The sequence below is a fragment of the Bartonella vinsonii subsp. vinsonii genome (assembly GCF_902825235.1).
Classification (GTDB): domain Bacteria; phylum Pseudomonadota; class Alphaproteobacteria; order Rhizobiales; family Rhizobiaceae; genus Bartonella; species Bartonella vinsonii.
Map to the genome: position 1 here is coordinate 73683 of NZ_CADEAJ010000007.1, position 23820 is coordinate 97502.

Annotated in this window: 10 protein-coding genes, 1 tRNA gene and 5 pseudogenes; 4 read left to right on the forward strand and 12 right to left on the reverse strand. The window is 41.8% G+C overall.

Annotated features, from left to right (window positions below; all coding sequences use genetic code 11):
- Positions 1 to 232: 232 nt before the first annotated feature.
- The 3 genes from accB (at position 233) to J7R12_RS06355 (ending at position 2378) form a co-directional block, all read left to right on the forward strand.
- The gene (accB, locus tag J7R12_RS06345) at positions 233 to 724 is read left to right on the forward strand and encodes an acetyl-CoA carboxylase biotin carboxyl carrier protein (RefSeq protein WP_126603936.1); all 492 of its coding nucleotides are present in this window, start codon (positions 233 to 235) and stop codon (positions 722 to 724) included.
- Between the two features lie 14 nt (positions 725 to 738).
- Positions 739 to 2097, forward strand: coding sequence for an acetyl-CoA carboxylase biotin carboxylase subunit (accC, locus tag J7R12_RS06350; RefSeq protein ID WP_126603935.1), 1359 nt, complete (start codon positions 739 to 741; stop codon positions 2095 to 2097).
- Between the two features lie 205 nt (positions 2098 to 2302).
- Positions 2303 to 2378: transfer RNA gene (locus J7R12_RS06355), tRNA-Thr, on the forward strand.
- 137 nt (positions 2379 to 2515) lie between these two features.
- Here the strand turns inward: J7R12_RS06355 and J7R12_RS06360 are convergent.
- The 11 genes and pseudogenes from J7R12_RS06360 to J7R12_RS06415 form a co-directional block, all read right to left on the reverse strand.
- A complete protein-coding gene (locus J7R12_RS06360) occupies positions 2516 to 2734 on the reverse strand; it encodes a hypothetical protein (RefSeq protein WP_126603934.1) in 219 nt (72 codons plus the stop codon).
- Between the two features lie 128 nt (positions 2735 to 2862).
- A complete protein-coding gene (locus tag J7R12_RS06365; protein ID WP_126603914.1) occupies positions 2863 to 3090 on the reverse strand; it encodes a hypothetical protein in 228 nt (75 codons plus the stop codon).
- Positions 3087 to 3473 (reverse strand): annotated as a pseudogene (locus J7R12_RS06370) (lysozyme); the annotation flags it as partial. The gene J7R12_RS06365 and the pseudogene J7R12_RS06370, both read right to left, overlap by 4 nt.
- A pseudogene (locus J7R12_RS06380) lies at positions 3472 to 6124 on the reverse strand (DUF6990 domain-containing protein). The pseudogenes J7R12_RS06370 and J7R12_RS06380, both read right to left, overlap by 2 nt.
- Before the next feature lie 5 nt (positions 6125 to 6129).
- Positions 6130 to 6618, reverse strand: a pseudogene (locus J7R12_RS06385) (SMI1/KNR4 family protein); the annotation flags it as partial.
- 52 nt (positions 6619 to 6670) lie between these two features.
- Positions 6671 to 7237, reverse strand: coding sequence for an SMI1/KNR4 family protein (locus J7R12_RS06390; RefSeq protein WP_126603931.1), 567 nt, complete (start codon positions 7235 to 7237; stop codon positions 6671 to 6673).
- A 107-nt stretch (positions 7238 to 7344) separates the two neighbouring features.
- Complete coding sequence (locus J7R12_RS06395) at positions 7345 to 7809, reverse strand: SMI1/KNR4 family protein (protein ID WP_126603930.1); 465 nt, start codon at positions 7807 to 7809, stop codon at positions 7345 to 7347.
- Positions 7806 to 8282, reverse strand: coding sequence for an SMI1/KNR4 family protein (locus J7R12_RS06400; RefSeq protein ID WP_126603929.1), 477 nt, complete (start codon positions 8280 to 8282; stop codon positions 7806 to 7808). The genes J7R12_RS06395 and J7R12_RS06400 overlap by 4 nt, the downstream gene beginning before the upstream one ends.
- 52 nt (positions 8283 to 8334) lie before the next feature.
- The gene (locus J7R12_RS06405) at positions 8335 to 8910 is read right to left on the reverse strand and encodes an SMI1/KNR4 family protein (protein WP_126603928.1); all 576 of its coding nucleotides are present in this window, start codon (positions 8908 to 8910) and stop codon (positions 8335 to 8337) included.
- Between the two features lie 65 nt (positions 8911 to 8975).
- Complete coding sequence (locus J7R12_RS06410) at positions 8976 to 16595, reverse strand: two-partner secretion domain-containing protein (protein ID WP_126603927.1); 7620 nt, start codon at positions 16593 to 16595, stop codon at positions 8976 to 8978.
- A gap of 90 nt (positions 16596 to 16685) precedes the next feature.
- Positions 16686 to 18449 carry a ShlB/FhaC/HecB family hemolysin secretion/activation protein gene (locus J7R12_RS06415; protein WP_126603926.1) on the reverse strand — a complete coding sequence of 588 codons (1764 nt, stop codon included), beginning with the start codon at positions 18447 to 18449 and terminating at the stop codon, positions 16686 to 16688.
- A 434-nt stretch (positions 18450 to 18883) separates the two neighbouring features.
- Here J7R12_RS06415 and J7R12_RS06420 point away from each other — a divergent pair.
- Positions 18884 to 19263, forward strand: a pseudogene (locus J7R12_RS06420) (type ISP restriction/modification enzyme); the annotation flags it as partial.
- A gap of 315 nt (positions 19264 to 19578) precedes the next feature.
- Here J7R12_RS06420 and rpoC read toward each other — a convergent pair.
- Positions 19579 to 23789 (reverse strand): annotated as a pseudogene (gene rpoC, locus J7R12_RS06425) (DNA-directed RNA polymerase subunit beta').
- Positions 23790 to 23820 lie beyond the last annotated feature (31 nt).

Below are 23820 nucleotides of genomic sequence, written 5' to 3' on the forward strand. Positions count from 1 at the left end.
ACTTGATGAAGAATACCGTACATGAAATAATTTTATGCTTTCTCTTTTTTGGTAACAGGCTTATAAATGTGATTTCATATAGCAGATACTGGATTAAAACTGCAAAATATAATGCTTTAAAAGTAAATAGCTTTTAACAGAAGCCTTAAAAAAGGTCATCCATAGTCTAGAGATATTCGATCATAACAATTAAATAGTAACGATCTTCATTGATCAAGGAGTGAAAAATAAAATGGCAACAAAAAAAATGGATGCAGGAAAATATACCGCAATTGATACGAACATTATCCGAGACCTCGCTGAAATTTTAAATGATACAAATTTAACAAATATTGAACTTGAACAAGGTGAACTGCGTATTCGTGTATCCCGTCAAAATACCCCAGTCACTCCTGAACAAACAATTTATGCCCCTATTTCGACCCCTCCTGTTGCCGTAACTTCTCCTCCTATCCCAACAACTGAAACTCCTCTACAAGAAGACAAATCAAAAAATGCAATAACATCTCCAATGGTTGGGACAGCCTATCTTGCGCCTTCACCAGGTGCACAACCTTTTGTGGAAGTAGGACAAAATGTTTCTGAAGGACAGACTTTACTTATCATTGAAGCGATGAAAACAATGAATCAAATTCCATCACCACGCTCAGGAACGGTGACTGCTATTTTTGTTCAAGATGGACAACCCGTTGAATTTGGTGAACCACTTATTGTTGTTGAATAAAGCAAGGGGCAACTATGATTCGAAAAATTCTCATTGCTAATCGTGGAGAAATTGCTCTTCGCGTACTACGAGCCTGCAAAGAGCTTGGAATAAAGACTGTAGCCGTTCACTCCACTGCTGATGCTGATGCGATGCATGTTCGTCTTGCTGACGAAAGTGTCTGTATTGGCCCTCCCCCAGCACGCGATTCTTATTTAAGTATTCAGCAAATTATTGCTGCATGCGAAATTACAGGAGCTGATGCTGTTCATCCAGGCTATGGCTTTCTTTCTGAAAATGCAAAATTTGCAGATGTTCTAGAGGCCCATGACATCACATTTATCGGCCCAACAGCTGCGCATATTCGGATCATGGGCGATAAAATTGAAGCAAAGAAAACCGCCAAAAAACTTGGAATTCCTGTAGTCCCTGGTTCTGACGGAGCTGTCACTGAAGAATCTGAAGCTCTGCGTACTGCTCGTGAAATTGGTTATCCAGTTATTATTAAGGCTTCTGCTGGTGGTGGGGGACGCGGTATGAAAGTGGTCCATTCTGAACAAGAGTTTGCTATAGCTCTTAAAACAACCCGTTCAGAAGCAGCAGCGGCTTTTGGAGATGATGCAGTTTATATCGAAAAATATCTAGAAAAGCCCCGTCATATTGAGATTCAAGTAATCGGTGATGGAGCAGGGAATGCTGTTCATTTAGGAGAACGCGATTGTTCTCTTCAACGACGTCATCAAAAAATATGGGAAGAAGCGACATCACCCGCGCTTAATGAAACTGAACGGAAAAAAATTGGTGACATTGTCGCAAATGCCTGTGCACAACTTGGATACCGTGGAGCCGGTACTATTGAGTTTCTTTATGAAAATGGCGAATTCTATTTTATTGAGATGAATACGCGTTTACAAGTCGAACATCCTGTAACCGAAGCGATTACAGGCATAGATTTGGTTCACGAACAAATTCATATTGCATCAGGCTGTAAACTTTCAGTTGCACAAGATGACATTTGCTTCTCTGGTCATGCTATTGAATGTCGCATTAATGCGGAAGATCCTATTAACTTTACGCCATCTCCAGGAACCATTACACATTTTCATACACCAGGAGGTTTAGGCATTCGCGTTGATTCAGGTGCTTATTCAGGTTATCGTATTCCTCCTTATTATGACAGCATGATTGGAAAGTTGATTGTTCATGGACGTACACGTTTAGAATGTATGATGCGATTACGGCGCGCTTTAGATGAATTTGTGGTCGATGGAATCAAAACCACATTACCTCTCTTTCGCGATCTCATTAATAATAAAGATGTTGCAGAGGGTAATTATAACATTCATTGGCTAGAAAAATATCTTTCTAACCAATCGAATTCTTCAGATTCGTAAATCTGGTAGCAAAAAGCATTTTTTTCTCAACGCTTTTATAAAGTATCAATGTAGAAATAATTTCTGACATTGTGATAAAGGATGATAAGAAAACAAAGAAGTTCATTATTTTATAATTTGTCGTATAATTTCTAAAAATATGCACAAAAACTGATAATTTTCTATTTTCCTTTTTGTGAGTTTGTGCTACCTCCTATGTGGTTATGCCCTTATAGCTCAGTTGGTAGAGCACCTGATTTGTAATCAGGGGGTCGGGAGTTCGAGTCTCTCTGGGGGCACCATTCTCTTTTTTATCCGAAATAATTTATTGATTTTCCATATATTTTTAAAAGTAAGGGATTCATGGATAAAAGTGAGGGAATAGGATTTCAAATCATGCCTCTACAACGGGGAATTTTTTTGAGAAAACTTTGCACATTTAGCTCTTTGTGAACCATCTTTTGAGGTGTGTGAAGATGTTATCAAGTGCATCCATAATGCGGGCAAAATCGATAATGAACATAAAGATAATGAACGCCACCCACTTCACGCAACGAGACATCATCTTTAATCCCTGATAGGTATTGATCATCTCATAAAGCAGCTGTCGTTCGGTTTCTGTAAGTTCTTTATCTTTGTTGCTTGCTTTCTCGACCATCTTTCCAACCGCATAAATGCGTTCCCTGCTTGTTATGCTTTAAAATATCTCTTGCTAAGTTGGGACTGATGACCGAAACATCCCGCTTATCCAAATAAATAGGCAACCAGCCAACACAAGAAACAACCCTATTTCCCGCGCACCCAACGAGAAAGTTCAGTGCGAACATCACCATCACTTTTCTGATTAACTTCATTTTCAACCTCAAACCGTCTCATTGCTGTCTTCAAAGCATGCTTGGTTTGCTTGTGCTGTTCACTTCTTTTACCCAAATGAAAGGCTTTTGCTAATGCCATAAAAAAAACGGCTAAAGCCGCTGTAATCATCAGGGAATATTTCTTGAGCCAGAAAATCACAATCGTTGCTCCCGAAACCGCTTGGCCACAAACACTATACCTGTTACAGCCGCTAAAACCATTATGCCTGCTAATGCCCATTGGATTGGTCCATTGCCTGCTAACAACCCTCCAAGACCTGAACACGAGCCTATAATCGGGGCTAGCGCTTCTGCTTTGAGAAGTCCTGTTGCCTGTTTCGTTTCTACATGTTGATAGTTAGAAGAAACATAAGATCCCTTCGCCCATAACCCCGCTTCTGCCGCTCTACGGTTTGCTAATCCTTTCAGAGGCTTGCCCCCTATCTTATTCCATCTCTGTAATTCTGCTGGAACCGATTCATAATCACCCTGATTAAGCTTCTTCAACAATGTTGACTTGCGAAAAGCAGCTGTCCCTACATTATTTTTTTAAGATACTATTTCTTGTCTTTTTTCCGATAAACTGAGCGATTTTCTCTTTCCAAGAGCGGGGTTGCTCTTCACTAGAAACCTCTCGTTGTTCATCAAGATTTTCTCCAACCTGTTTAATCAAAGCATAGCTGAGTTGTTTGCTTCTTTCTACTTCTTTGGCTAAAACCAATGCACGTTCAAGATGGGTTTGGTTGATATTCTCATCAAAGCCTAGATGATCTCCTGTCCCAAAGCTTTGTTGATAAGACTGTAAGCTTTCAATATCACCCAATAAAGCAAGGGCACCAATATGAAGTAAAGCATAATCCTTATTGTCCGCTTTAGATGTTGCATCCTTTTCCCAAGGCGCGGTGCCATAATCACAACGAAGTCTTTGAGAAAGATCAATGGCACTTACTGCCCATTCTAGCGCATCATCAAGTGCTTGCTTTAAGCGATCCGCAGTGACTTCTGGTTCAAAGATTTCCAATCCCTTGGCTTCAAAATTAAGCTGTATATCTGGAAAATCTTCCGTGTGGGTAGGATCAATGAATTTACAAGCGGTGGAAAGAATGGCCGTGCTAATCAAAAAAGCGCTATCAAATTGCGGGTAATCTTTGGCAATTTCGTCGTTATAAAGAATGTTTACTTCACGATCAGCCAATTGATAGCTTGCCATATGGTCATTCTCATTGATTTTCTCGGTTGACCAGCCTAAGCTTTTCAAAAGTGCTGTCGCACTTTCCATGGTGAGACGATCATCAGTGTCATACGCTTCATCCACTTCCTCTGCCACTTCAACAGGCACTGTTTTTGAGTCAAGGGGTGCTGTTTGCGCATCCAAGCTTAAAATCCGGAGCGTTTTTTGAAAAACCCGTTTGATAACCCTGTGCAAGAGTAAGAGCCTTGTCAATATCATATCTTGTGATAGTATCCACAAAGCCTAAATAGTTCTTTCTTTGAAAACTCTCCTTATAAAATTTGAGTTTTTTGACATTGCCAGTCAAAATAAGTGCAATAAGGTGAAATTCTGCAAGGCAAAATTCACTATCTGTTGGCAAAGCGGCATAGTCATAGATAATTTGATTGACATTTTGTTGGTCTGCCCACTCAAGAATATTCATACAGATCTGCTGTAATTTTCCTTCATCCAAGTCAGCACCAGACAATGTATAAACTTCTTCTGCCTCTTTAAGAGCTATATATTGAGGCATATTATAGAAAATTTCTTTATGAGCAGTTGAAAAACCAAGTGTTGAAAGTGAAGCTTTCAAGGTAATAGTGGAGGGCTCTCCTTCTGTCTCAAGCTTATAAACTATATTGATGAGACGGTCTTTGCTGATAAAATAAGCATTGCGATTGTAATTTTTATCGCGATAAACTGTCCAACCCATCGCTTTTAGGTGCTCGGCAATTTTATTGAAAACCACTAAAGTTTGTGGACTAATATGAGCTTCTGTTGTCTCTCTCTTCTTTAGAGTTTTTAGATGCTTTTCAGCAAATTCAAGAGCACGATTAACATGGGTTTCTAGTTCTTCATCAAGACTTTGCAAATGCTCAGGAATCTTACCTACCGCAATGGAATTTTGATAAGATTTCAGCACATCAATTTTACCGGTCAACGCTAAGCAAGCCAAATGCCAAGGAATATCTTGTGTATAGCTATATTTTTGAACACGTGCTTTGCTTTCTATTGATGCTTCTAAATCCTGAGCGCGTGCCCATTGTATTATTCGCTCAGAGATTTTGATAAACTCTTGCTCATTCAATGTCTCCACACAAATATCAATCCCTTTATCAACACCACTAAAAAGCCCTCGCCCAATCGTATTAAAAGACTGATAAATATTTGTAGCTGATATCTTCCTACATTTTCCACTATCGTGAATATAATGGCAAGCTACAGAAATCTCTTCGTTAGAGATCTCTGCTTCAAGATGGACATTGTAATCATCATGAAGACGGATAAAACCAAAATCAAATTGAATAAAACGATCCGGCAAAACCAACCACATTTTCCCAGGCTCTGTGGCAAGCCACCCTTGGGTTTTGAGAATACGAGTTGCTGTTGTAAGACTTATCGAACGCTGTTTAGGCTTTTTGCGCGCCAAAAGATCATCCAATTCGTTATTTTTATAAGCCTCAGCAAAAAAGATGGCACGCTCAACCTGCGTCATCTTTTCATAATCAGAAAACTCTGGTGTATATAATTGAGATGTGGATTTATAATTCCTTAAAGCCTCAATATCGCCAAGTAGAGCTTTTGCAACGAGAGAATGATTGGCAGATTCTTCACGTAATTTTTGCTCAATATCTTGTGCTTGCGCCCAAGCTAACACTTTGTTTAAAGCCACCTTGACATGGTTTTCAAAAAACTCCAGCGCTGTAACTCCAAAATTTTCTTCTGAAAAAATCAGCATATCCTCATATTGATGTTGCGATTCTTTACCGTTAATGTATTCACAGCCAAAACAATAAGCAGCAGTAGTAAGACTGACAGAAACCCACAATCTTCCGCTATCCCGTCCATAATCTATGACACCATAATGAATACGCACTATGCGATCGGGAAGGTGATAATAAGCAAACATATCACCCATTTTATCGCGATGAGGCTCCCAGCCAAGTCTTTTTAAAATCTCTGTTGCGTCTTTGGTTTGCATCGTCATTCCCCCCCAGCATGTTCCATAATTCTTTTACAGAGAAATTCATAAAAATTACTTGCATAATAATGTGACGCTCCAGATGGAATCTCGACGTAGAGTGGGCATTCACCATCCCGAAACTGAGTATAATCAAAGTAAAATGTCTCACCAAAATCTGTTCTGCTAACGAAAAGCTGCTCTGGTGTCACAAAACCACGTTCTCTATTGAGTAAGTTTCGGTAAACAATATCACCAGCAGGAATACCTTCCCCACAATCTCCATAAATGCTAAAAATTTCATCACCACCAATTTCTCCTCCTCCATATTTTTTTAAGAAAACTTTGTAAGAGGATGTGAATTGTACGCCGAGAGCTTTCTCCGCCTTTTCAATCTGTAAATCATCTGTTTCATTCTCTTCATCATCTTCACTACCCAAATTGATAATCTCTTCATCATATTTATTCACTTTATCAATTAATACTGCAACATCATCTAAGGTATAGGTTTTCATAGATGATCCTCAAAACTTGCATTATAAACGCTCCATATTTGCTCTATCAATTTCACCTCTTCCATAGTTTTTTCCAAAAACGCTTGTAAAAAGGGATAGGTTGCGGAGTGGGAGAGTTCTCAATCTTTTCAATCGGTTGGTCACCTTCAGGTATCTCAGCTCCCGCGTGTACTTTAATTCTTTTGCAAAGGAACTCATAAAAATTGCTAGCGTAATATTCGGACTCCTCATCCGCAAACATGACATAGATTGGACATTCTCCATCCCGAAACTGTGCATAATCAAAGTAAAAGGTTTCATCAAGATCATAACTAACAACAAGTTGTTCTGATGTCGTAAAACCACGTTTTCTATCATTTAAGTTTTGGAAAACAATATCACCAGCAGGAATACCCATAGGATTATCATAAAGACTATAGATTTCTTCACCACCAATGTCCCCGCCTTTACAATGTTCTAAAAAACTCTTGTAAGACGATGTAAATTGTAAACCGAGAGCTTTCTCCGCCTTTTCAATCACGAGATCACCAACTGCATCATCTTCAGTACCAAAATTGATAATATCACAATTATATTTATAAACTAATTCTACAACATCAGCTAAGGTATAGGTTTTCATGAGTCCTCCCCCCTAAAAAATATTAACGATGCTTGCATTCTTGAAAAGAAAAAAATAACGGTGGTTTAACATTGCAATTTGGAAGTAAAACCACCATACAAAGAAATTTACTTCAAGTTATCTGTAATTCTTTTACAGAGGAATTCATAAAAATTACTTGCATAATAAAGGGGATCGCTAGGTGGAAATCTAAGATAGAGCGGGCACTCACCATTCTGGAATTGAGAATAATCAAAATAAAATGTCTCACCAAAATCAGTTCTACTCACAACAAGCTGCTGTGGTTTTGCCAAACCATTTTCTATATCCGTTATGTGATAATAAACGATATCATCACTACGAGCAATTTCAAAATTTGTATTATAAACACTTAATATTTCCTCACCACAGATCTCCGCTCTTCCATAATTCTTCAAAAAACTTTTGTAGGAGGATGTGAATTGCAATTTAAGAATCCCCTCTGCTTTTTCAATTAGTACATCATCAACTGCTTCATCTGTAGTGCCAAAATCGATACTATCGCTATATTTATCAACTAGTACTGCAACATCAGTTAAGGTATAGGTTTTCATGAATCTTCCCCTGCATGGTCCTTAATTCTTTTACAGAGAAATTCATAAAAATTACTTGCATAATAAAGGGGATCTCCAGATATTATCTCAAAATAGAGCGGACATTCACCATCCTGAAACTGAGAGTAATCAAAGTAAAATGTCTCACCAAAATCAGTTCTACTGACAACAAGCTGCTGTGGTTTTGCTAAACCATTTTTCATTTCTGTTAAGCGATTATAGACAATGTCACCACCATAAACAGTTTCAAAGTCTACACCATAAATGCTAAAAATTTCCTCGCAACCAATTTCTCCTCCTCCGTAATTTTTTAAAAAACTCTTGTAAGAAGATGTGAATTGCAAACCTAGAGTTTCTTCAGCTCTCTTTATCCATACATCATCAGGAGCATCCTCTGCAGTACCCAAATTGATAATATCATCATCATATTTATCAACTAATTCTATGACATCATCTAAGGTATAGGTTTTCATAGATGATCCTCAAAACTTGCGTTATAAACGCTCCATATTTCCCCTATCAATTTCACCTCCTCCATAGTTTTTTCCAAAAACGCTTGTAAAAAGGGATAGGTTGCGGAGTGGGAGTGTTCTCAATCTTTTCAATCGGTTGATCACCTTCAGGTATCTCAACTCCCGCGTGTACTTTAATTCTTTTGCAAAGGAATTCATAAAAATTGCTAGCGTAATATTCGCAATCGCCCAATGCAAACCGGACATAGATTGGACATTCTCCATCCCGAAACTGCGTATAATCAAAGTAAAAAGTTTCATCAAGATCATAACTCACAACAAGTTGTTCTGGTGTCACAAAACCACGTTCTCTATCGAGTAAGTTTTGGTGAACAATGTCACCAGCAGGAATACCCATAGGATTCTCATAAAGACTATAGATTTCTTCACCACCAATTTCTCCTCCTTTGTAATTTTTTAAAAAACTCTTGTAAGACGATGTGAATTGTAAGCCGAGAGCTTTCTCCGCCTTTTCAATTACAAGATCATCAACCGCATTTTTTGCAGTACCAAAATTGATAATATCATCATCATATTTATTCACTTTATCAATTAATACTGCAACATCAGCTAAGGTATAGGTTTTCATCAATTATTTCTCCATAAATTATTCTATAAGCTGCTATCTTTCTCTTTTCACCAACCGGTAGATCACTACTGCCGATGCTCCTGTCCCCATCTGTCAAAATCTAGACCTATGATACTCCATTTCATATCAATTATTCCTCCTAAATTACTGTTTTTTTGTTCTCTATATCCTTTAGCGCGTTCCTTCCAATATTCCTCTCTCCACCTATCAAACATATCTCTATCGATAAGCGATTGATGTGTTTTTGGATTAGCATGAATCACGGAACTATATTTGTTATGATCTTTACTACCAATTTCTGCTATGGGACCTTCATGCGTTTGCTTTAGGTGATGCAATTCAACAGATTTACCATCAAATCCTATAGGTGCTCTTCCTGCTTCCATTCTCTCAACATTGGTGCCCCACACTTCTTCCCCTTTTACTGTCCAACTAACAATTTGGTTAGGATCAAACAAATCGTCTCTCTGATAGGCTTTGTTAGTCTGTCCAAATTTGCTATCGGTAAATTTAATGGGTTTTTCTTTTAACCAATTCTTTTTGTCTTTAGCAGCAAGTTTGGTCAGTTCTTTCTTCGCTGCAAGTTTGGCAGGATCTCCTTGAGCTGCAAGTTCTGCAAGATTTTTCTTGGAAGCGAATTGGGCAAAATCTTTCGTAGCATTGAACTTAATCACAGCCTTTTCGCCAAGCTTTATGGCTCCCTTGGCTGCTCCAGCTCCTCCGACCATTTCGGCCACTGTTCCTAGTGGTTTACCTATCATTTGGCCGAATTCAAAACCAGCACTGAGTGCTCCATCCCCTCCCTCTTTATCCATTGTTTCCGTTATGTGATTTATATGCCCGACAAAGGAATCCCTAATACCTCCCCAGAATTGACCAAAACTTCCGTAGACATCATCAATCACATGTCCACTCGTGGCCCAAGATATTGCCGTTCCAACGCCTTTAACAGCCTTTTTACCGCTCTCAATTGGATTGCTAACTATTTCTAACCCTATTTCCACAGCGCCATGAACGGCATCATTTAATTCTTCTACGGCACCAGCAATCGCACCGGCCGTTGCAGCTGATGCAAAAATCCTATCTTGTTGGTCATCAATATCATGCCATTTTTCGTTAACATCTTTTCGACACTGATCATCAGGGCACTCTTCTAACTCTTTCTTCATCTGAGCGCGTTGTGCACTCCCCAAAAAGTTATTTGCAGCGGCATTGCCTGCGGCATCAGCACCGGCATCAACATTGCCACCAGCAAGGCCAGCAGCAAAGCCACCCGCAGCCCGTGCAACATTAATGGTGTTGTCTCTAAAGGAAGGAAACTCAGCATCAATCCTTGCGTTTATACGGGCTTCCTCTTCAGGGGTTGGTGTGCGACCGTTTAGATCCCCCACTTCCTCTTTTACAATGCCCTTCACCCACAATTGAAACTGGAGCATAGCTGTGGCTTCGCCCACAGCCCCGCCGATAGCACCGGCAGAGCAAGCGCCACTCGCAACCGCGCCTTTTAAGCAGCCAAGACCGGCATGAGCAACGATCTGTGTGACTGTGTTCATCTTCCCTTCTGCCTTGGCCGTGCCAATTTCTTCCGCCAATGTCTTGCCAACCGTATCAGACAAGGCGATGCGCAGATTGTTAAAAAAGTTCTTGTCAAGAGAGCCGCCCTCAAGAGCCGTTTGAACACCCGCGCCAATGGCGGCTTTGATCAGGTTCTTTTCCGCTTCAAGGGCGATACGATCGACAAAAGGAGCGGTTTTAGGTAAAGACTGACCAACCCCTGCCATATCTGTCAATTGGCTGGTTAAACCTGCAGTCAACATCGACGAGACAACGCTGAGGAGAGTCTTGGAAGAGCCAAGCTCATGCAAGGCGCCGGCAATGTTGCCGCGATTATTGACAAGAGCTATGGCGCTTTTGTTAATCAGTGCTTGGACACCTGCCTGTATCGCCGCATTCATCGCTGTGCTCGAGCCAAGCCCTAAAGCACCGGTAATCGCACTGGCAGCGCCCGAGGCTGCTCCGCCCGTAACCGCCGTGACAACCAATGCCACGAGAGCCGCGCCAGCTTCTGTCAATCCTTGGGCTTTATAATCCCAGTCTTTAAACTCAGCTTGAACTGCTTGCCAATCTACTTGCTTGGCTAATTCTGGATCATCTCGTAGTTGCTTAATCCATGCCATCCCTGGAGAGCGAGACAATTGCTCAAGGGATTTGTCTAAATCACCGGTTGCCTTATATTCAACAACAATGCCATTGCCAGCATCAATCTTCATACCACCCTTAGCATCTATGGTGACATGCTCGATGGTCTCCTTAAGGTAACCTTTGTCGCTCTCACTCCACCACACAAGGTTTTCGTTACGCTGATAAACATCCTTAAAATCTTGATCCTTATTGGTGAGAAACTTGATCTTCCCCTTATCTGATGCCAAATGCGTCTCACCATCACTTGAGAGCCCTACCGCACCAAGCGTGAAATCACCGTTTTGCGCATGCATGGAGAGGTTGCCACCAATGTCAAACGTGCTTTTGTTTGTGGTAACTTCTGTTGATTGTTGACGAAACTTATTCTTTTGCTTCGATTTGTCGCCTTCTTTACCCCTAAGGTCTAAATCAAAACTGTTAAAATCTTGCACCGAAGTCAGCGTGAGAGCACCACCACTGGTGAAATTCCCATTACCTTCTCCTTTAACCTTAGCCCCATCCATGATGAGGTCGCCGTTCGTAACAAGGTTAAGATCACCCCCACTGTTGATTTCACTCAACTGATGGAGACTGCTTTGGGCGTTATAATGCCCTTTTTCCAATGTCTCCTTGTGTTCACTCTCTAGCACCAATGTACTAATGCTAGCAGAACCATCGACAATCATCGTCATTGGACCGCCGCTGGTGAATTCCCCACCCTCTGCGCCAAGATCTCTAAGGGAGTGAATGTTTAATTCATCATCAGAGAGAATTTGTCCCTTCTGCCCAGCCCGATCAACAAAACCATATGCATTCGTGTCACGGATTTTTGCCGTGCTATTGACAATTGTATCACCCGTCATGGTGACCGTATAACCATGAATAGCACCTGACACATTGGCTAAAAGACCGCCACTGGTGAGATCTATAGGTCCGGTAGCATCCAAAAAACCACCGTTATTGAACAAAGTTTGTGTGGTCGTCACATGGAGTGCAGCATCACTTAGCACAGCACCGCTATTGGTAAGACGGTTCGCATTCAAGGTGACCCCATGCCCTTTCAAACCTGCACTGGCAAGAGTTTCTTGCGATCTTTGTGCATTGTTTATCCCTTGTTCTGAAGAGGACGTGCTTGCCAAATAAACGTGGGGTACCAAGACCTCTTGTCCATCGACAAAGTGGGTTTCAAGCCAGATCATATCCTTTTTGATCCCAGCAATCTGCTGGGGCGTTAAGGGCTTGCCTAGCTCTAATCCCAAAGGACCTTGCTGCTCTACAGCATTGTCATAGAGCCTTTGCATTTGTGCATTGGGGTCTTCAACCTCAAGAAGAGTGCGATTGCCTGTCAGATCAAAGATTTGCTCACCCACCAGACGATATTCAAAATAAGCATCCCCCAACCTTTTGAACACTTGCTCAGGCTTATAATTGCCAATCTTTTTTAAGTAATAGTCCGAGCCTAAAAATTTACTTGGATTGATAAAATCTGGACGCGTCTCAATTAAAAACGGCACATCCGGAGATTGTTTACCTGCCAGTTCTGTCTTAACAGAGCTAAGTCCATCTTGCGTTGGCACCTGTATGGATTCTGATGCGGGTGTTTTTGTGCTTGGTGCAAAAAGCGCCTTGTGCCCTGTCAAACCATTGATAATGCCGTCTAATCTATCATCGCTGATCAACGGTTTGAAGCCGTCAACTTCAGTATTTTTAACCCCAGCCAAGCCTTTATTGCCAGAGCTTAAGCCAATTTGCTCAACCCCCTCACGCACCGCATGATTATCAAGAGTCTCTTTGACCTTAACATCAAGAGTGCCACCAGCTTCTATCGTGCCATACACAACATCATAGGTACGTGTGGTTATTTTGGTATCGGTATAATGTCCCTCATCTGTTATGCCTCCCAAAGCACACCCTCCTAACAATGTGTGGCAGTGTTTTTTTCTGCGGCTCGTTTCAGTTACAGTCCTGGTTGTTTCGATTAAATCGCGCCCTTCATTGAGCAGGGTATCGCCCCGCATCTCAATGTTGCCATTAGCAGCAATCAAACTGTAACTATTGCGGATATCGCCGGCATGAACTATGAGATGACGACCTGCAAAAATCTGTGCAGCTCCATTGGTAAAATGAGGCTGCTGACGAATGATCGTAGTGTCAACATCTTCCTTTATCTGGTGGTGTCTAACACCAGTGCCTCTCCATTCTCCTCGCACGTAACTGTGACCAACCACCTTATCAGTCACTTCAACCCCACCTTCACGCATATTGGTGAGTGAAGAGACATCGAAGGTCATATCACCGGAGACAGCTTCTAAAAGCCCAGAACTGTTGATCACAGAGCCAGCCCGCTCTCCACTTAAACCACGGATGACTAAATTGTCTTCGGCAATGACATCGCCAAACTTATTGAGGAAAGATCCATCCAAAGAGAGCGTTGTGGATTTTTTTGCATAAATCAGTCCGCTATTGCTCATATCAGCGCTCACATTGAGCACAACCCCATCATCACTCGAACCAATACTTCCGCTATTGTCCAAAACATCTGCAGTTAAAACAAAAGCGCCACCACTTTTGAGGACCCCACCTTCCCCATTTAAAAGAAGACCACCCTTCCCCCCTAAGGAATCATGATTTGCTGCTATAAGCGTCAAAGTGTCACTGGCTAAAAGCTGTCCAAAATTTGCTAAAGAACCAAGCTTCGCATCAACAACACTGCCCACTATGATGCCGTGATTGCTTAAAACACCATGGCTGTTGAGAGTAAGTACTCCGCCTTGCGCTTCCACAAGCCCAGCTTGGATGAGTGTGCCTGCCTTAAGTGTTACATCATAGGCGCCAACCTGGCTTGTCTCACCCATTGTCAATATACCATCACTGGAAAGCTCCACCCGCTTTTTAGAAACAATGCGCCCCGTTTGGCTGAGATTTGTTTGCGCATGCAAAGCAATGGTATCATTGCTTTCTATTGTGCCACTATTGCTTAAATCACCGTGGCTGGTCAGTTGAAGCTCACCACGCTCAATCTCTATGTGCCCTGCTTGTGCTATACTATCAGCAACAACACTAACAGCCCCTTGCGTAGAAATGAGACCATCAACATTCTCAAAACTGCCCACATCAATGCGCAAACCATCCCGCGCTAAAACATGCGCACCTTCATCAGGTGGAGTGTTTTTGGGGTCTGAATTTGTCGTTTCAGCTCTTTTATTGACAAAAGACGTTGCAACAATCTTCATCTCACCGGCTAAAGCACTGAGAAGACCCGCCTCATTGTTTATATGACCAGCACGTGTCTCTTTCAGCCCACCAATGGTGAGAGCCTCTTCAGCAATCATTCTGCCCCGTGTGTTGGCCAGATTACCATCACTGGATATATCCAGTGATTTTTTGGCGTAAATCAGCCCGCTATTGGTGACATCCCCCGCCACATTGAGAGCAACGTTCTCACCACTGGAGCCAAGCGCACCGGCATTGTCTAATTGTCCTGCCGACAAGACAAAAGCACCCCCACTTTGGAGGACTGCTTCAGATGCATTCACAAGAAAAGCTTGTTGTTGAACAGCATTTTCTGATGCGCTGATCATCAGATGCAAATCATGGGTTGCGATAAGGATGCCTTGATTGGTAAATGCACCAACATGGGCATCGACGCTCTCACCGCGCATGGTGCCGCTATTGATGACCCCATCACGCACCTGAAGGGTTAATGCTCCCCCTTGGGCTTCTACAGCCCCCACTTGGGTTAAAGCATCAGCACTCAAAACCACATCATGACCTAAAAGCGTACTGTGCGTGCTGGTTGTGAGCATGCCCCCCGCTGTCAAGGCAACTTTCTGCATACTGACAATATCACCAGTGTGATTGAGGGCACCATGAGCATCCAGCGTTATCTCCCCATTGGACAACACAGTGCCTTCTTGGATCAGGGCACCGTGATGCGCATAAAGGTCAACTTTTTGCTCTGCCACTAAGCGAGCGCGGGATGTAAGCTCTGCTGCTTGCATCAAAAGAAAGCCGCCGGCGCTATAATGACCAGCACCTACAGTGAGAGCCTCATCGGCGCTCAAGACGATATTCCCCTTGGCACCAATATGGTTGTTTAAAGCGCTGATTTGATTGGTTTTAATCGTCAGATCACCAAGGGAAGAAACCCCGGTTTGATCATTGTCTTGCATGCGGCTTAGATCAATTGTTGCTGCTTGGATCTCTAAAAGATCACCGGCTGCTATCCGACCATCCCCCGCCTCAAGCTTTGTCGCCTTTAAGTGCAAAGAACCCGTCGCTGACTGTTGACCATCACTCCCAATACCGCTTGCTAAAAGAGCATGAGACTGGAGCTTGATCACATCGGCGCGCACATCAACAGTACCGCTTGCTGCAACGCGAGCATGTTCAGCCAATTCAACATGTTTCAAAGCCTTCAGTTCAACCGCTTCTTCTGAAAAAAGCAGATCGTTCACATGCACACTGTCGTGATGGGAATGTGCCTTCACCGCTCCTTTGGCACGTGCTTTGGCAATTACCAGCTTGCCATCACTGGTCAACCTCATGGCGCCTGCATTGGCAACCATGTTGCCAAGCATCTTAACGCCGGCGCCTTTATCATTGGCAAGAACCCGGATCTGCCCCGCATACATCCCACCAAACTCGCTAGAATCAATTGCCAATTCTGGCTCTTTGCCATCAGAGCCAAGTGATGTTGCTTCGCGCTTCCCATAAGCAAAATGATTATGCCCCGCTATAACGGCCAATTCCCCTTTGACTTGAAGAGGACCCTCTACACGGATCTTGCGCGAAACAAGATCAAAAATATCCACTGTGCGCCCATCCGCACCCTTGGCTCCAATGGTGATGTTGCCACCTTCAACGCGCAAACCACTCAAAAAACCATCAGCCCCAATGATCGGCTGTCCTGTCGATAACGTCACCCGTGGTGTATTGATAAAACCGCAACCATTACAGGTAAGTCCGTTGGGATTAGCGATAATCACATCAGCCGCTTGCCCATGAACCTCCGTCATCCCTTCAAGACGCGAGCGATTGGCACTCACCACTTCATTAAGAATAACCTTTGCGGCACCGGTATTCCGTAAATTACCATTGCCAGGTACCAATCCCCCAAGCTGTGAACGCGAAACCTCCTCTGTCGAATTGTTCAAAATCACGCCATGGGTATCAACATTGAAACTGTCATATTTGTTATGAGAAAGACCTTGTCCATTGGGGCGAACAATATCAATCAGCGGCACATCATTGCCGGCTTTCCCCACCGTGGGGCGGAAAACAGAGCCAACTCCATCAGCCGCTTTAATCCCTTGGCTCTCTTGCACAACAGGGTTTTGTGCACCAAGCGCTTGTGCTTGCAACAACAAAGGCTGAAAAGCTAAGCAAAAACTTAAAACCAGTGAAAGCCCCTTCTGTGCCCCTCGCTGCAAAACACCAAGAACAGGCTGTCCCAGCTTGTATCCATATCCCAATTTATGCTTTTGATCTTTCAATCCCCGCATCTTTCACTCCTTATAAATTCTCTATCTCTTTGTAAAAAAGACCCCCCAAAGGGTCTAAACAACAAGGCGATATTTTTACCGCCCCTTATTCTAAAACCTTAACAAAGTCCGTACTTGAAAGACTCCAACCGCGTTCCCCTTCTCTATCGGTCTCGACGCCTTCAAAAGATTGGAATAAGACAAATCAATATCCATCATCTCTCCATCCGCATGGAAACCAAGCGTTGCTCCAACCAAGCGACCACCAAAACTGTTTTTGCTTACATCATTGGCCACGGCTCCCAGATCAAGCGCCAGATAAGGAGAAAATTGGCTCATCACCTTACGACCTTTTTCGGAGGTAAAACCTGGCAATAACAGAGACAATTCATTGCGCCAAAACACTCCGTTATTGCCGTAATAAACTGCCTCACGCACCCCACGCACAGATGAATTGCCCCCTAACGATATTTGTTCTGAACCAAACAATGTATCGGGAGACCACTGCCCTGAAAGCAGCGTATTGTAGCGAAAGTGATATGAATGGAGTGAAAAAGGACGCACATAGCCCAAAGAAAAAGACCATTTTCTAAATTGCCCTTTAGGCGCATTGGGCGAAATATTTTCTTGCTCTTTATCATCATAGGCTTCTAAAATCGCTAAACCCTTATGAAATCCTAGATGAACATTCAATTCTCCTCCAAGCCATTGGCGCATATGATCAAATTCAAAGGTCGCAATAGCCAATTTACGGCTCGATACATCAACCCTACTGCCCAGAATAAAATTATCGGCATATTTCCAAGTCAATCGTCCCGTAAGCCAAGTCTTGCCCTCTTGATTACGGGCAATAACCCGTGAAATCCAAGGGGTAAGTGATAACGACTTGCCCGATGTTAAAATATCGGAAAATATTCCTTTAACACTCGAATGATATTGGCTCCACGTCCCATCAAAACCCGTTGTCCAAGTGCCATAGGGAATGGAAAATGAACCAGTGATCGTATCGCTATTGGGACGCTTTTTGGAGAAGTGATACGGTCCACCATCCATGGAGCGCTGATAGCTAAACGACCATTGATCATTCCCACCTAAAAGATCATCAAAAGAAAGGCTCAAGCGCGTTTGATAAAGCCCTGTGGCTTTAGCGCCAAGATTATCGCTGGAAAGCGTAATAAGCCAAGGTTTCTGTTTTTCAATATGAACATCGAGTATCGAAGCACCCGAATTGCTACCCGCTCCAAGATTAATGGTGGCTTGGCGTGAGAAAAGCCGATTGATTTGATCAAGCCCTTGCTCTATCTGGCGCAGATTGGTCGGTTTCCCAATAAGGTTTGGAAAAGCCATAATGATCTCGCCTTGATCTTTCCTCTCAACTTTATGCCCATCAAGGGTAATATCTTCCATCACACCTTCAACAACAACAATTTGCAGATGACCGCCGCTTAAATCTTGCTCAGGCAAATAAGCCCGCACCGCTATATAGCCACGCTGCATATAAAGCTTAGTGACAGCTTTGAGCACTTTGTTGATATCATCAATACCTAAACAGCGCCCTTCCCAATGAGAAATAGCATCATGAAGATCTCTGTGAGAAATCAATCGAACACCAATCAGTTCAATGCTTTTGATCAACAAACAGGTTGTATGGGGGGAAGCATCATGGAGAACTGTAGCATCATCATCCGGTAAAGATATCCCTTGCGTTTTGTTTCTACGATGTAATTGCTGAAAACGTTGTTCTTGCGTTTGTTGACGCTGAATGCTCTCTGATTGATTAATCGCTTTCTCACGAATGTTATGTGCTAAACTCGGTAACGAGAAAAGGCACAAAAAAGCCGTGGTAAGCACAAAAGAAAATAAAGAGCAACGCATTTAATTTTTACACTCAATGTGACGTGCAAAACAAAACGCCTTATCCTCTCCAAAAGGAAAAGAACGAACCGCGTAACACTCTTTTAATTTTCTCAGGAGAGTAATTCTTTGAAAATGGTCGTAAAGAGTATAAACTACGTTGACCGCACCATATATCCCCGTCTTATTGCTTGCATAAGTCATATATCTCCCCCCACCTATGAAGATGATAATCACCCGTTAAAGTGTAATCTTACACACTATGCACTCTTTATCTAAGGCACAATACGTAAAGCTTTTTGAGAATAAAGAAAGACTTTAATGCACAGAATATACAAAATTTATTGGAACTGTCACATATTAGAAACAACAACAAGCTATCTACTGTTACTATGATCTGATAAACAAAACAACATGACCATGGCTTATTACCTACAAAAGTAAAAAAGAAAGGTCGCTATAGAATTACTAATGAAGGATTAGCACACTTTAAAACAGCTTATCCAAATGACAAAATTACTAAGGATGATATCTTCTATTATGTTTACGGTCTCTTGCACTCAGAAGATTATAGGGCTCGTTATGCTGATAATTTATGTAAAGAACTCCCTCGCATCCCTTGTGTAAAAAGTTCTGAAGACTTTTGGATGTTTGTTACAGCAGGGCGTGAATTAGGAAATTTACACGTCAATTATGAAACTGTGGAATCCTATCCTGTTCCTTTAAAAAAGGCAATCCAAAACTTACAGATATTCCTAATCCTGAGAAATTCTATTACGTTACAGAAATGAAATTCTTTAGCAAGGATAAGATAAAAGATAAGTCTATAGTTATCTTATTTTGAGATAATATGTCCTTTTCTCTTAACATATGATAGCTCATCATCTTAAACATTTTTCAATTTTAAATGTATTTAAAATAAAGTTTCTATCTTACTGCATAAATAAAAAACTTTATAAATAAAGTAAAAGATGAATATTATTATAAAAAATACAATAAGCTACCAAGAATTCGTTAAACTATAATCGCTTTACAGCCTTTGCAGTTATATTTATCAGAAAATATACAAATTTTATATTCTGAGATATAAAAAAACGCCCAAATTCTCTATTTGGGCGCTCTCATATCATTTGTTAACATGCATGTTAAATTATTCAGCAACCGCTTCAGTTGTCATATTTGTCAACATAGCTTTAGCCATCTCATTGTTGCTAGATTTGCGCTGCCATCTACGATCAAATCATCACGAACTGCAGCGATACGGCGGATTTGAGCGATCGTACCACCTGTCCCTGCAGGAATAAGACGGCCGACAATAACATTTTCCTTAAGACCTTGCAAAGTATCAATTTTACCAGAAACTGCTGCCTCAGTAAGCACCCTTGTTGTTTCCTGAAATGATGCTGCTGAAATAAATGATGGTGTTTGAAGAGATGCTTTTGTAATCCCAAGTAGGATGGGGGTACCAGATGCAGGTCTTTTCCCCTCTGCAATTAAATTATCATTGATTTCATCAAGTTCAATACGATCAACATTGTCACCTGGAATATAGCCAGAATCTCCAGATTCAGTAATCTCAACTTTCTGCAACATCTGACGAACAATCACCTCAATGTGCTTGTCATTAATTAAAACTCCCTGCAAACGATAAACTTCTTGAATTTCATTAACAAGATAAGATGCCAACGCTTCAACACCCTTAATTGCCAAGATATCATGAGGAGCCGGATTTCCATCAAGGATATAATCTCCTTTTTCAATTTGATCGCCTTCTTGGAAGTAAAATAGTTTACCCTTTGGAATTAAATATTCTACTGGTTCAAGAGTCTCATCATTTGGTTCAATGATAATACGACGCTTATTTTTATAACCACGACCGAAACGAATTGTACCACTAACCTCAGCAATAATAGCGTGATCCTTTGGACGCCTTGCTTCAAAAAGCTCAGCCACACGTGGTAGACCACCTGTAATATCCTTTGTCTTAGCACTTTCCATTGGCAAGCGAGCAATAACGTCACCGGCCTTAACATGAGAACCAGGCTCAACAGAAAGAATGGTTTCCACTGACATCATGTAACGGGCTTCACCTCCCTTATATAATTTGGCAATGGTCTCACCTTTTTTATCTGCATATATAATAATAGCCGGCTTTAGATCAGCACCACGCGGATTAGCGCGCCAATCAATTACCAAACGTTTCGTAATACCTGTAGATTCATCAGCTGTTTCAGTAACTGATAAACCATCAATCATATCTTCAAAACCTACATAGCCCTCAACTTCAGTTAAAACAGGACGTGTATAAGGATCCCACTCTGCTATACGTTGACCACATTTAACCACATCACCATCATCAACAAAGATATGTGCACCATAGCTAACACGATGCACTACACGCTCTTTACCGAACTCATCCTTGATAAGGATAGCCATATTACGCCCCATAACCACCAAATGACCTTCAGAATTGCGGACCACATTGCGATTACGAATCTCCACTGTACCTTCATAAGAGGCTTCTAAATAGGATGAATCAACAACCTGCGCCGTTCCCCCTAAGTGGAAAGTACGCATAGTAAGCTGCGTTCCCGGTTCACCAATGGACTGAGCTGCAATAACACCAACAGCCTCTCCCTGATTAACTGGTGTCCCGCGTGCCAAATCACGACCATAGCATTTGGCGCAAACACCAAGGCGCGTTTCACATGTCAAAGCAGAGCGGATTTGAACAGACTGAATTCCAGCTTCTTCGATCTTAGCAATATCAGCTTCCTCAATCATTCCCCCCCCTTCAAGGATAACCTCTCCAGAAACTGGATGTAAAATATCAACAAGTGCTGTGCGACCAAGAATTCTTTGCCCAAGAGATGCAACAATTTGTCCTGCATCAACAATCGGCTGCATAGTAAGCCCTTTTGTAGTACCACAATCAACTGCTGAAATAATAGCATCCTGCGCAACATCAACAAGACGTCGTGTGAGATAACCAGAGTTGGCTGTTTTTAACGCAGTATCAGCAAGCCCCTTACGTGCACCGTGAGTCGAGTTAAAATATTCATTAACAGTTAGACCTTCCTTAAAGTTTGAAATGATTGGTGTTTCAATAATTTCACCCGATGGCTTTGCCATTAAACCACGCATACCAGCTAATTGTTTCATCTGGTTAGCAGAACCACGCGCACCAGAATGCGACATCATATAAATCGAATTCATTGGCCGCTGACGACCTGTTTTAGGATCAAATTCAACAGCCTGAATACGTTTCATCATTTCATCTGCAACACGATCCGTACATTTACCCCAAGCATCTACGACTTTATTATATTTTTCACCTTGCGTAATCAGACCATCATTATATTGCTGCTCATACTCTTTAGCCAAAGCTTCTGTTTCTGCAACCAAACGTGACTTACTATCAGGGATAACCATATCATCCTTGCCGAACGAAATTCCTGCACGACAAGCATAAGAAAAACCAAGCTGCATAATACGATCACAGAAAATAACTGTCTCTTTTTGTCCACAATGCCGATAAACCTGATCAATCATTTTAGAAATATTCTTTTTAGTCATTTCTTGGTTGACAATATCAAACGAGATATTCGGATTTTTCGGCAAAAGTTCTCCAATAATCAAACGGCCAGGTGTTGTCTCATAAAGTTTAGCAACTTTCTTCCCATCTTTTCCTATATTGTTAACGCGGCCTTTGATCTTTGTGTGGAGAGTTATAACTTTATTTTCCAAGGCGTGATGGAGTTCACCTATATCGGAAAAAGCCATTCCCTCACCTGGTTCTTTTTCAGAAACAATTGAAAGATAGTAAAGACCAAGAACCATATCCTGTGATGGAACAATAATCGGTGCACCATTGGCTGGATGAAGAATATTATTGGTCGACATCATCAAAACACGCGCTTCAAGCTGCGCTTCAAGAGAAAGCGGAACATGGACTGCCATTTGATCGCCATCAAAATCCGCATTAAAAGCAGTACATACCAATGGATGAAGTTGTATAGCTTTTCCTTCAATTAAGATAGGTTCAAATGCCTGAATCCCCAAACGATGCAATGTCGGCGCACGATTCAGCAAAACAGGATGTTCACGGATAACCTCATCCAAAATATCCCAAACTTCCGGATGCTCTTTTTCAACAAGTTTCTTTGCTTGTTTTACAGTTGATGAATAGCCCTTTGCATCAAGACGCGCGTAAATAAATGGCTTAAATAATTCGAGAGCCATTTTTTTGGGAAGACCACATTGATGCAATTTTAATTCAGGACCAGTCACGATAACAGAACGTCCCGAATAATCAACACGCTTTCCAAGTAGGTTTTGACGGAAACGCCCTTGCTTACCCTTTAACATATCTGAAAGAGACTTAAGCGGACGCTTATTCGCTCCAGTAATCACACGCCCACGTCGACCATTATCAAACAATGCATCAACAGCTTCTTGCACCATACGTTTCTCATTGCGCACAATAATTCCAGGAGCACGCAATTCAATCAATCGTTTCAAGCGGTTATTACGATTTATCACACGTCTATAAAGATCATTCAGATCTGACGTCGCAAAACGCCCACCATCAAGTGGAACCAATGGACGTAAATCAGGTGGAATGACTGGAATCGTTTTCATAATCATCCATTCTGGCTTATTGCCAGATTCAAGGAAATTCTCAACGATCTTAAGTCTTTTAATCAGCTTTTTCTGCTTTAATTCTGAAGTCGTCTCAGACAATTCGACACGCAAATCATTCGCGATTTTCTCTAATTCCATGCCGGCTAGAAGCTCATAAATAGCCTCAGCGCCAATCATCGCTGTAAACTGATCTTCCCCGAACTCATCAATAGCAAGCATATATTCTTCTTCAGAAAGAAGCTGATGGAGCTTAAGGGATGTCAATCCTGGTTCTGTTACAATATAGTTCTCAAAATAAAGAACCCGCTCAATATCCTTCAAAGTTAAATCTAAAAGTGTAGAAATACGACCTGGTAAAGACTTAAGAAACCAAATATGTGCAACGGGTGCCGCGAGCTCAATATGCCCCATGCGCTCGCGCCGTACGCGCGAAAGAGTCACCTCTACACCACATTTTTCACAGATAATGCCCTTATATTTCATGCGTTTATATTTACCGCATAAACATTCATAGTCCTTAATAGGGCCAAAGATACGTGCACAAAAAAGTCCATCACGCTCTGGCTTAAAAGTCCTATAATTAATAGTCTCAGGCTTCTTGATCTCACCGTACGACCAAGACAAAATCTTCTCAGGGCTCGCAATGGAAATACGAATAGAGTCAAATGTCTGCGCTGGCGCCTGAGGATTGAAAAGATTCATGACCTCGTGGTTCATGCCGTTCTCCTTCAAAGATTCTTAGAACCTG

Coding starts and splice junctions, on each gene's coding strand:
- J7R12_RS06415 (WP_126603926.1), bottom strand. CDS start 18,449: ATGCGTTGCTCTTTATTTTCTTTTGTGCTTACCACGGCTTTTTTGTGC.
- accC (WP_126603935.1), top strand. CDS start 739: ATGATTCGAAAAATTCTCATTGCTAATCGTGGAGAAATTGCTCTTCGC.
- J7R12_RS06390 (WP_126603931.1), bottom strand. CDS start 7,237: ATGAAAACCTATACCTTAGCTGATGTTGTAGAATTAGTTTATAAATAT.
- J7R12_RS06410 (WP_126603927.1), bottom strand. CDS start 16,595: ATGCGGGGATTGAAAGATCAAAAGCATAAATTGGGATATGGATACAAG.
- J7R12_RS06405 (WP_126603928.1), bottom strand. CDS start 8,910: ATGAAAACCTATACCTTAGCTGATGTTGCAGTATTAATTGATAAAGTG.
- J7R12_RS06395 (WP_126603930.1), bottom strand. CDS start 7,809: ATGAAAACCTATACCTTAACTGATGTTGCAGTACTAGTTGATAAATAT.
- J7R12_RS06360 (WP_126603934.1), bottom strand. CDS start 2,734: ATGGTCGAGAAAGCAAGCAACAAAGATAAAGAACTTACAGAAACCGAA.
- accB (WP_126603936.1), top strand. CDS start 233: ATGGCAACAAAAAAAATGGATGCAGGAAAATATACCGCAATTGATACG.
- J7R12_RS06400 (WP_126603929.1), bottom strand. CDS start 8,282: ATGAAAACCTATACCTTAGATGATGTCATAGAATTAGTTGATAAATAT.